The sequence below is a fragment of the Natrialba sp. INN-245 genome (assembly GCF_009807105.1).
GTDB classification, from domain to species: domain Archaea; phylum Halobacteriota; class Halobacteria; order Halobacteriales; family Natrialbaceae; genus Natrarchaeobius; species Natrarchaeobius swarupiae.
Genome location: NZ_WUBV01000036.1, coordinates 370,437 through 379,117, shown reverse-complemented (window position 1 = coordinate 379,117; position 8,681 = coordinate 370,437). Strand labels below are relative to the sequence as shown.

General features: G+C 61.9%; 6 protein-coding genes and 2 pseudogenes. 2 read left to right on the top strand and 6 right to left on the bottom strand.

Annotation, left to right across the window (positions count from 1 at the left end; all coding sequences use genetic code 11):
• Positions 1 to 97: 97 nt before the first annotated feature.
• Positions 98 to 469, bottom strand: a pseudogene (locus tag GRS80_RS20970) (helix-turn-helix domain-containing protein); the annotation flags it as partial.
• An 82-nt stretch (positions 470 to 551) separates the two neighbouring features.
• Here GRS80_RS20970 and GRS80_RS21120 point away from each other — a divergent pair.
• Positions 552 to 713, top strand: a pseudogene (locus GRS80_RS21120) (hypothetical protein); the annotation flags it as partial.
• 18 nt (positions 714 to 731) lie between these two features.
• Complete coding sequence (locus tag GRS80_RS12330; RefSeq protein WP_343161552.1) at positions 732 to 2,126, top strand: ATP-binding protein; 1,395 nt, start codon at positions 732 to 734, stop codon at positions 2,124 to 2,126.
• 335 nt (positions 2,127 to 2,461) lie between these two features.
• On the opposite strand, the gene GRS80_RS12325 is transcribed toward GRS80_RS12330, so the two are convergent.
• The 5 genes from GRS80_RS12325 to GRS80_RS12305 all read right to left on the bottom strand — a co-directional run bounded on the left by GRS80_RS12325 (position 2,462) and on the right by GRS80_RS12305 (position 8,624).
• Complete coding sequence (locus tag GRS80_RS12325; RefSeq protein WP_160047793.1) at positions 2,462 to 3,607, bottom strand: ABC transporter permease; 1,146 nt, start codon at positions 3,605 to 3,607, stop codon at positions 2,462 to 2,464.
• Entirely contained in the window at positions 3,607 to 4,269 is a 663-nt protein-coding gene (locus tag GRS80_RS12320; protein WP_160047792.1) for an ABC transporter ATP-binding protein, read from the bottom strand. Before GRS80_RS12320 ends, GRS80_RS12325 begins: the two co-directional genes overlap by 1 nt.
• Positions 4,266 to 5,447: a hypothetical protein gene (locus GRS80_RS12315; RefSeq protein WP_200840375.1), complete on the bottom strand. Its 1,182-nt coding sequence runs from the start codon at positions 5,445 to 5,447 to the stop codon at positions 4,266 to 4,268. Before GRS80_RS12315 ends, GRS80_RS12320 begins: the two co-directional genes overlap by 4 nt.
• 173 nt (positions 5,448 to 5,620) lie before the next feature.
• Positions 5,621 to 6,709, bottom strand: coding sequence for a hypothetical protein (locus GRS80_RS12310; protein ID WP_160047791.1), 1,089 nt, complete (start codon positions 6,707 to 6,709; stop codon positions 5,621 to 5,623).
• A gap of 229 nt (positions 6,710 to 6,938) precedes the next feature.
• Positions 6,939 to 8,624, bottom strand: coding sequence for an AarF/ABC1/UbiB kinase family protein (locus tag GRS80_RS12305; RefSeq protein WP_160047790.1), 1,686 nt, complete (start codon positions 8,622 to 8,624; stop codon positions 6,939 to 6,941).
• Positions 8,625 to 8,681: the final 57 nt, after the last annotated feature.

Sequence of the window (8,681 nt, the reverse complement as noted above, 5' to 3'; positions counted from 1 at the left end):
AGATCGTCCTCACTGAGGTGACGGACGATCTCTTTTTCTTGTCCCGCCATTACCCTACCAACTCAAAGCATACCTAAATCTTCTGTGAACCACTAAAGTCGATCTCGTCGAGGGTCACGAGTTCGTCGGCAAGGAGGTGCAGCGTCCAGCGAGCGTGTCCTTCTGGTGGTTCGCTACAGGCGAGTCTGATGAGATGAGCTTCGGCCTTGCCATCCATTTTGACGTCGTACTCGCGGTCGGGCTTGCGGCGATGAATCGCCGCGAGCCCTCGCTCGGCATACGCTTTGCGTGTGTTGTAGGCGGTTTTCCAGTGACAGCCGACGTGCTCACTGATTTCCGAATCAGTGAGCCCGTCATCTGCCTTCAGGAGAATCCGCGCACGGGTGTTGTCCTCAGATTTGCGTTCACCGGTTGAGATGAACCATTCCAGCGTTCTGCGGTCTTCGTCGAAAAGATCGACAACGTGCATCTTCGCGCTCATTCCTGTAGATAGGTGGCAAGAGAGCTTAAACTAGTAGATCAGCGGTTGAAGCTACACTGAGGAGCGGTTCTCTGGCCCAGAGTTGCTCGCCAGCCACAATGTTGTCAGCGGTATCAGCGTTATCATTGGATCAGTTGATGATCCATGGGGCGTTTTCGGAATCCACACAGCCGAGAAGCGGGAGTTTACGGAACACGACGCGAACTTCGTCAAGAGCGTTGCCAACGTGCTTGCCTCGGCTATCGGGAATGTGGAAACACGGAGCGAACTCGAGGAGATGAACAGTCGGATCTCGGACGCCATCTATTCGTTGAACGAAAACTGGGAGTTCACGTATCTCAATGACCGTGCGAAAGAGTTGATCGATTTCACTGGCGAAGGCCTCGTCGGTAATCACGTCTGGGACACGTTCAAGTGGGCGGCCGATTCGACACTCAGAACAGAGTACGAACGAGCGATGGAAACGCAGGAACCGACCTCGTTCGAATTGTACTATCCCGACCCACTCGAGACATGGTTCCAAATTAACGTCTATCCGTCTGAAACGGGACTCTCGGTCTACTTCCGTGACATCACAGAGCGAAAGGTGCGCGAAGCGGAGTTCCGGATGGTCGTAGAGAACATCGAAGAGATTATCTGGATCAGTGATCCCGAGACGATGGAATACCAGTATATTAGCCCGTCATTCGATGATATCTGGGGCGTCAGTCGGCAGCGACTGTACGATGATCCGAGTTCATATGTTCAATGGGTCCATCCGGACGACCGCGAACGCGTCCGCACGAACTTCAATAACCTTCCAGACGAACCGTTTGACGAGACGTTTCGAGTCGTCCGACCGGACGACGAGATTCGGTGGCTCCGCGTCCGCGGGAAACGTGTCGAAAACGACGAGGAAATCGCTCGAGTGATTGGAATCGGTCAGGACCTCACCGAGCGTAAAACATACGAGCGCGAACTCAAAGAATCGAACGAACGACTCGAACAGTTCGCCTACGCAGCCAGCCACGACCTGAAAGAGCCCTTGCGGATGGTTTCGAGTTATTTGCAACTTATCGAGCGCCGGTATGCTGCCGAACTCGACGAGGACGGTGAAGAGTTCCTCGAGTTCGCGATCGATGGGGCCGAACGCATGCGCGGGATGATCGAGGCCCTGCTCGAATACTCGCGGGTGGAGACACAGGGTGATCCGTTAGAACCGGTCGATTTGGATCGTCTTCTCGAGGACGTACAGAAGGACCTCCAGATACAATTCGAAGAGAGTGACACCACTCTCACATCCGATGATCTGCCGTGGGTCAATGGTGACGATAGCCAGCTACGTCAGGTCCTCCAAAATCTGTTGAGTAACGCGATTACGTACAGCGGAGATAATCCACCAGAGATTCACGTTGAGGCCACTCGTCACGGGAAGATGTGGAAGATCTCAGTTCACGATGAGGGTGTCGGCATCGACCCTGCTCGGCAAGATCGCGTCTTCGAAGTATTTCAGCGGCTTCACAGTCAGGAAGAACATTCCGGGACTGGAATCGGCCTGGCACTCTGTCGGCGCATTATCGAACGGCACGGGGGTGAGATATGGGTTGAGTCCGACCCCGGCGAGGGAGCAACGTTCTCGTTCACCCTTCCACCAACCAATTCATGAACGCTGTTTCCAAAGCCCGCCATCCTGCATTCGCGCGTTCTATTTAGCACGTCTCGCTTGATCTATCCTGTAGCTGGGAGAATTAGCGTGCAAGATTCAGAGCGTATCGTGAACGGTTAGTTCAGTCCGAATGGGACGAGCAGAACGAGTCGTTCTACGACACCCTCGATACGGTCTGCTGTCAGTCAGTACTGCCGCACCCGGGACCAGTTTTTCGGCTGTGGCAGGATACAGATACAGCAATCCGTACGACCCAACCCGCTCGCACGCCGTGGGGCGAGTAGCGACGGGAAGCGGGTTTCCGGACTCGAGCGGCGACCTCGGTCGAAATGGGGTCAGCCCCGCAGCGCTTCGACCGGTCTGTCGTTGGCCGCCTTCCAGGCGGGGTAGAGACCGCTCAGCACGCTGGCGACCACCGCGAACAGGAACCCGTACAGGAGATACTGGGAGCTCTCCCAGGCGAAGACCGCCGTCGCGTCGCCGACGAGCACGTGGAAGATCAAGAGCCCGACGGCGAGCGAGCAAAGCGCCCCGAGTGCGCCCCCGAGCACGCCGATCAACAACGCCTCGGCGAGGATCATGCGAAGCACCTCGCCCCGGCGGATGCCGACGGCCCGGAGGACGCCGATCTCGCCCCGGCGCTCGATCGTGCTCATGAGCATCACGTTGAGGATGGCGACGCTCGCGACGACGAGCGAGATTGAACCGATGCCGAGCAACGCCAGGTTGAGCGTGTTCATGAACGAGCCGATCTCCTCCTGGACGCCGGCGTAGCTCGTGACGCTCAGTTCCTCGTCGGTTCCGTCGTTGAACCGGTCCTCGAGGCTCGCCGCGATCTGTTCCGCGTGATCGCCGTCCTCGGCGACGATCGTCACCGAGTCGTAGTTGTCCTGATCGGAGAGCGCCGCCGGTGGTAACACGATCTCGCTCCCTATTCCGCCGAAGCCGCTCCCCGATTCGACGTATCCCAGAATTCGATACAGTTGGCCGTCGAACTCGACGGGATCGCCTTCCTCGAGGTCGAGTTGAGCCGCAGTTTCGGCGTCGATCAACGCCCCGGAGCGAAGTCGATCGGGTGGCTCGCCATCTGCGGTCTCGTAGAGCACGTCGGCCTCCGAGACGGCGGTCACGCTCACGAACGCCTCCTCCCCGCCTCTCGCCTCGAGCGTCGTGTAGTTCGATTTCTGGGGAGCGACCTCGGCGGTGCCGGCGATCGCGCGGATCTCCTCGACCTGAGTGGGGGTTACCCCGTCGGTGTCGCTGTCCTGGCCGTCGGAGACCGTCACTTCGGTCGTCAGATCCTCGAGGTCCGCCGTCGCCTGGTACTGGAGCGCCGCACCGGCCATTCCGAGCGACGCGATCGCGATGACGCCGATGACGATCCCGAGCGTCGCCAGCGCAGTTCGAACCCGGCTTCGGCCGAGGTTTCGCCAGGCCATCAGCGCGCTGGGAAACCGCCACAACAGATCGGCGACGCCCATCACTGGATCACCCCGTCGACGATTCGAACGACGCGATCGGCGTAGTCGACCAGCTGCTCGTCGTGGGTTACCGAGACGATCGCGACGTCTTCTTTCTCTTTCAGCCGGGTCAGTTCGTCGAGGATCGTTCGCCCGGTGTCCTGATCCAGATTTCCGGTCGGCTCGTCGGCCAGCAAGATATCGGGTTCGTTGATCAACGAGCGCGCGATGGCGACGCGCTGGCGCTGCCCGCCGGAGAGCTGGTCGGGCGTGTGATTCAGTCGATCCTCGAGGCCGACCCGGGAGAGCAGGTCGACTGCCCGATCACGCCGGTCGACCGACGTATCCCACATCGAGGGGAGTTCGACGTTCTCGGTGGCGGTGAGCATCGGCAGGAGGTGAAAGTCCTGGAAGACGAAGCCGATGCCCGACCGGCGCTCCTCGGTGAGTTCGTCCTCCGTGAAGTCGGTCACCTCTCTGCCGTCGAGTCTGATCGTTCCCGCCGTCGGCGTATCGAGCAGCCCGATCATGTTGAGCATGGTGCTCTTGCCGGAACCGGAGGGGCCGATCACCGTCACCATCTCGGCCCGGTTGGCCTCGAAGTCGACGCCTTTCAGCGCGTCGACGGTCTCGGTTCCGTTCTCGTAGCGTTTGAGCACGGACTCGAGTTCGATGACGCTCATTCGCGGTTCCAGACGTAGTAGAGGCTGCCACCGACAGCGACGACGATCACCAGCCCGATCCCGAACAGCCCGACGAAGCCGAAGAGGCCGGACGAACCGCCGCCTTCAGCCTGTGGCTCCGACGTCTGTGCGCGTTCGCCCGTCGCCGCCGCCTGGCCGGGATCGACGCCGACCTCCTGGACCGTCGTCACCCGTTCGTCGTCGACGATGTAGGCGATTTCGACGGGAACCGTCGAGGCGTTCGACTCGAGGCTCGCCTGCAGTTCGAACGTCGCGAACTCGCTGGCGTCGATCGAGCCGATGAAGTAATCGCCGCCGCCGGAGCCGGGGCTTACGTCCCCTTCGTCGGGGATCCGAACGAGGACGGATTCGGTGTCCGTGTTGCCGACGTTCGCGGCGTCGCCGCGGATCGTCACGCCCTCAGCGGTCCGCGTCGTTTCGACGCCCGTGAGGTGGATCTCGCCCTCGACTGGCTGGTCTACCGTCCGAGTCGTGGCGGTTTCGTGGTCGTCGCCGGCCGCCACGTAGGCCGCGGTGAACGTCACCTCCTCGTCGGCCAGGTCGTCGGTGTCGAAGCGGACGGTCCTGCTGGATTCGGGATCGATGTCGTGCACCGGCCGCCGGTCGACGACCTCCCCGTCGACGGCTGCCGTCACCTCGACGTCGGAAAACTCGACGTTCCCGTAGTTCGCTAGCTCGACCGTCGTCCCCGACTGGTTCGTCGGCGAGTCGACCGAGAGATCCGCCCTGACCGCCGGATCGGCGACGTCGACCGAGACGGGATACTGGTAGCTCTGTCGGGTCTCGGAGTCGTCTTCGACGACGACGTGGACGGTCAACGTCTTCGTTCCGGGTCGGTCGAAACTGGCTGTCAGTGGGACCGAGACGGATCCGCCGGGGCCGATCGAGCCCACGTTGTCGACCCGTCCGTGGGTCTCCGCACTGCCGTCAGTTCGGACGTAGACGTCGGTCACGTCGACCGGCCCGCTACTGCTCTCTAAGTTCGCAATCTCCGTTTCGAGCGTGACCTGTTCGCCGGTCGTCGGCTCCTCCGGTGAGACGGTTACCGACGAGACCTGGACGTTCGACTGAGCCGCGACGGTCGCGACCGCCGCCCCTGCACCGAGAGCGATCACGAGAACCACGGCGAGAGAGATCGTCGCTCGAGAGTGATTCATCTCAGCGACCTCCACAGATACCGCCAACTGCGATCGAAGTTCGCTTCACGTACTCGTCTACATGAAATTCACCGAACATCAATCTACTGTTCTTCCAACAGCTTTCGGCCGGATCTCGACGGCAGACGTACTCCGGCCGATCCCACCATCGGCCACGAACGTTCGGATTCGCGTCAGTCCGCCGTCCAACGAAAGCCAGCGAGATCAGCAGGCGGCTCGAGCGGGCTCGCCGGCAGTCCGTCCTCGACGCTCGGCTCGTTGTACACCCCTGGTGCAACGTCGTTGGGGCCGTCGGGATAGCACAGCGAGGCGAGCATCTGGAGCTGACCCCGGCCGACGTCGAGTTCGAACTGACCGCCGCCGTAGAGTCGGATGTCGCGCTCGTCACAGTAGGTGATCGTCTCGAGTAACGACTCGACCGAGCCGAATCGAGAGGGTTTGACGTTGAGCCAGTCGGGCTCCCAGGGGAGGTCCTCGACGTCCTCGAGGCCGTGGATCGGAGCGTCCCACGACGTTCGCGACCGCACGTCGGGATCCTCGAACAGCGGTTCCGTCTCGGGGGTCAACGCCGGATCCTCGAGTACGGCGTCGGGAAACGCCTTGATCACCCGCTCGTACAGGTCGGGATCGGCGGGGACGTCGACGTCTGTCCCCTCGTATTGTCCCTTGAGATCGAGGATACGAACGGCATCTGCGCCGACGGTCTCGGCGATCGACTCGATCAGTTCCTCGTCCCACGATGGCGTCGGATCGAGTTTGAACTCGAGGGTCGGAACGCGCTCGGACAGCGCCTCGAGGCGGTCGACCGTCGGCGGATCGCCCAGACGTGTACTCGCGACGAACGTCACGGGCTCGAGCGAGCGCTCGAGACGGCTCGCGAGATCGGTTCCGGCCTGCCGAAGCGCGAGGTCGAGCGCGGCGCTCTCGACGCCCCACCGGCGGTAGTTCCGGAATTCCTCACGGTCGAGTGGCCCCGCCGGGAAGAGGTCGACGTCGGCCAAGTGCGCCGAAAACGACTCGATGGTGTACTCGCCGGTGAGATCGGGGAGACCGGTCGACGCCAGCGCGTCGTGGTGGTCGGCCTCGTAGGTGACGTCCTCGCCGATTCCCGTCGAGCGGTCGTCTGTCGATTCGTCGGCGGGTCCGGAGAGACTGATCACCGTCGTCACGCGAGTGAAGCCGCTCGAGGTGTCGCGCGACCGCCGCTCGGTCGAGACGGACTCGATCTCGAGGGGCAGGTCGGCGATTCGGTCGTAGTCCATGCGACGTCTTCACGGGCCAGCGAAAAGAGCCTTCGTGGACTGTCGGCAGTCGATGCCGGGACGACCACGATCGGAGGGCGGTTGCGTAGGAAACGGACAACGGCGATCCGTATCAGAACAGCGGTGCGTACCCAGCGATCTGTATATAGTACTTCGACAAGCGTCGACTGCAGGGTCGACTCGGACCACACCACCGAATTCGACCCTGCAGTGCAGGCTTGCCAAAGCACTAGTCGTTGCCGCGCTCGCGTTGTCGCATGCTCTGGCGGGTGAACTGCGGTTTCACGCGGGTCGACCGCCTCGCTCGGAAACTCCGGTAGAGCAAGACCACGACGACGAGCGAGAATCCCGCAGCGACGACGACCGCCCGCGGGGCCTCGAGGGCGTAGAGGACGCCCATCGAGAACAGCGACATCGTGAGCAACATGCCGTAGATCAGTCGTTTGGCGAGCTTGTCGAAGACGTTCTCGGAGTCCTCGACGCCGATGCGGACGTAGAGGTCGTCGCGATCGAGCCGGTCGAGTGCACGTTCGGCCTTCGGCGCGATCCGCGTCAGCGACTCGCCTGATCGCCGGATGTTCTCGCCCGTCTCGGAGACGTACTGTCGGATGGACTCCTCTCGGTACCCCTGTTCGGTGAGGTAGTCGGTCGCCGTCGAGATGAAGTCGAAATCGGGATCGAGGGTGACACAGACGCCCTCGACGACGGTGGCGACTCGAAGGACGAGCGCGAGGTTCTTCGGCAGTCGGAACGGGAAGACGTAGATCGAGTCCTCGATCTGGCCGACGATCTGGTTGACGCGGTACTGTTCGACGTCTTCGCCGCGGGCGTCCTGGATCGCGATCTCCATTACTCCGGCCATCGTCGCTCGATCCGCGTCGGGACTCAGCGTACCGATCTCGACCAGGGCATCTAGGATCGCGTCGATGTCCTGGTTCGCGACGGCGACGTAGAACTCGACGATCTTTCCCTGGATGAACTCGTCGACCCGCCCCGACATACCGAAGTCGTAGAAGACGATCGTTCCGTCGTCGGTCACGGCCAGGTTGCCGGGGTGAGGGTCGGCGTGAAAGACGCCGTCGTCGATGATCATCTGGAGGTAGGATCGCTCCAGGTTCTCCGCGACCTTCGTCCGGTCGATCCCCCGGCGCTCGAGTTCTTCGACGTCGTTGATCTTCGTCCCCTCGATGTACTCCATCGTGAGCACGCGCGAGTTCGAGTACCCCTCGACGACTTCTGGGATGAGAAACCGGTCGTCACCGGCGAAATTCGACCGGATCTCTGTCAACATCTCGGCTTCGCGCTCGTAGTCCATCTCCTCGCGGATCGTCTTCGAGAACTCCTCGGCTACGTTCTCGAGCGAGAACGAGCGGGATTCGTCGACGAAGTACAGCAAAATCGGGAGCGACCAGTGGATGACCCGAAGGTCGGCCTCGACGAGTTCCTCGACGTTCGGTCGCCTGACTTTGACCGCGACCTCTCGAGTGCGTTCGCGTTGCTCACGGGTCGCCGTGATCTCGTCCGGTCCCGTGGTCTCGACCGGGTTCCCCGGGACCGCTTGGCTGTCGATTCGCGCGTAGTACACCTGTCCGAGACTGGCACCGCTGATCGGTTCGGTGTCGAACTCGACGAATCGCTCGTCGACGGGACCCAGTTCCGCCTCGAGTACCCGTTTCGCGTCCGGCCAATCGGCCGGCGGCACCTCGTCTTGCAGTGCCGAGAGCACGTCGATGTATTCCGGCGGCAGGACGTCCGGTCTGGCCGAGAGCAACTGGCCGAGTTTGATGAACGTCGGTCCGAGGGTCAGAAGCGACTCGAGCAGGACTTCGGCGCGATGGCGGTGGGTGGCGTGGTCGACCTGGCGCGATCGACCGAACAGCAGGAATCGGCGGCGATCACGGGCGTACGCGAGCAACAACGGGAGAAACTGCCACGCGACGAGGACGAATCGCCTGTACGCGCGAACGAAGAC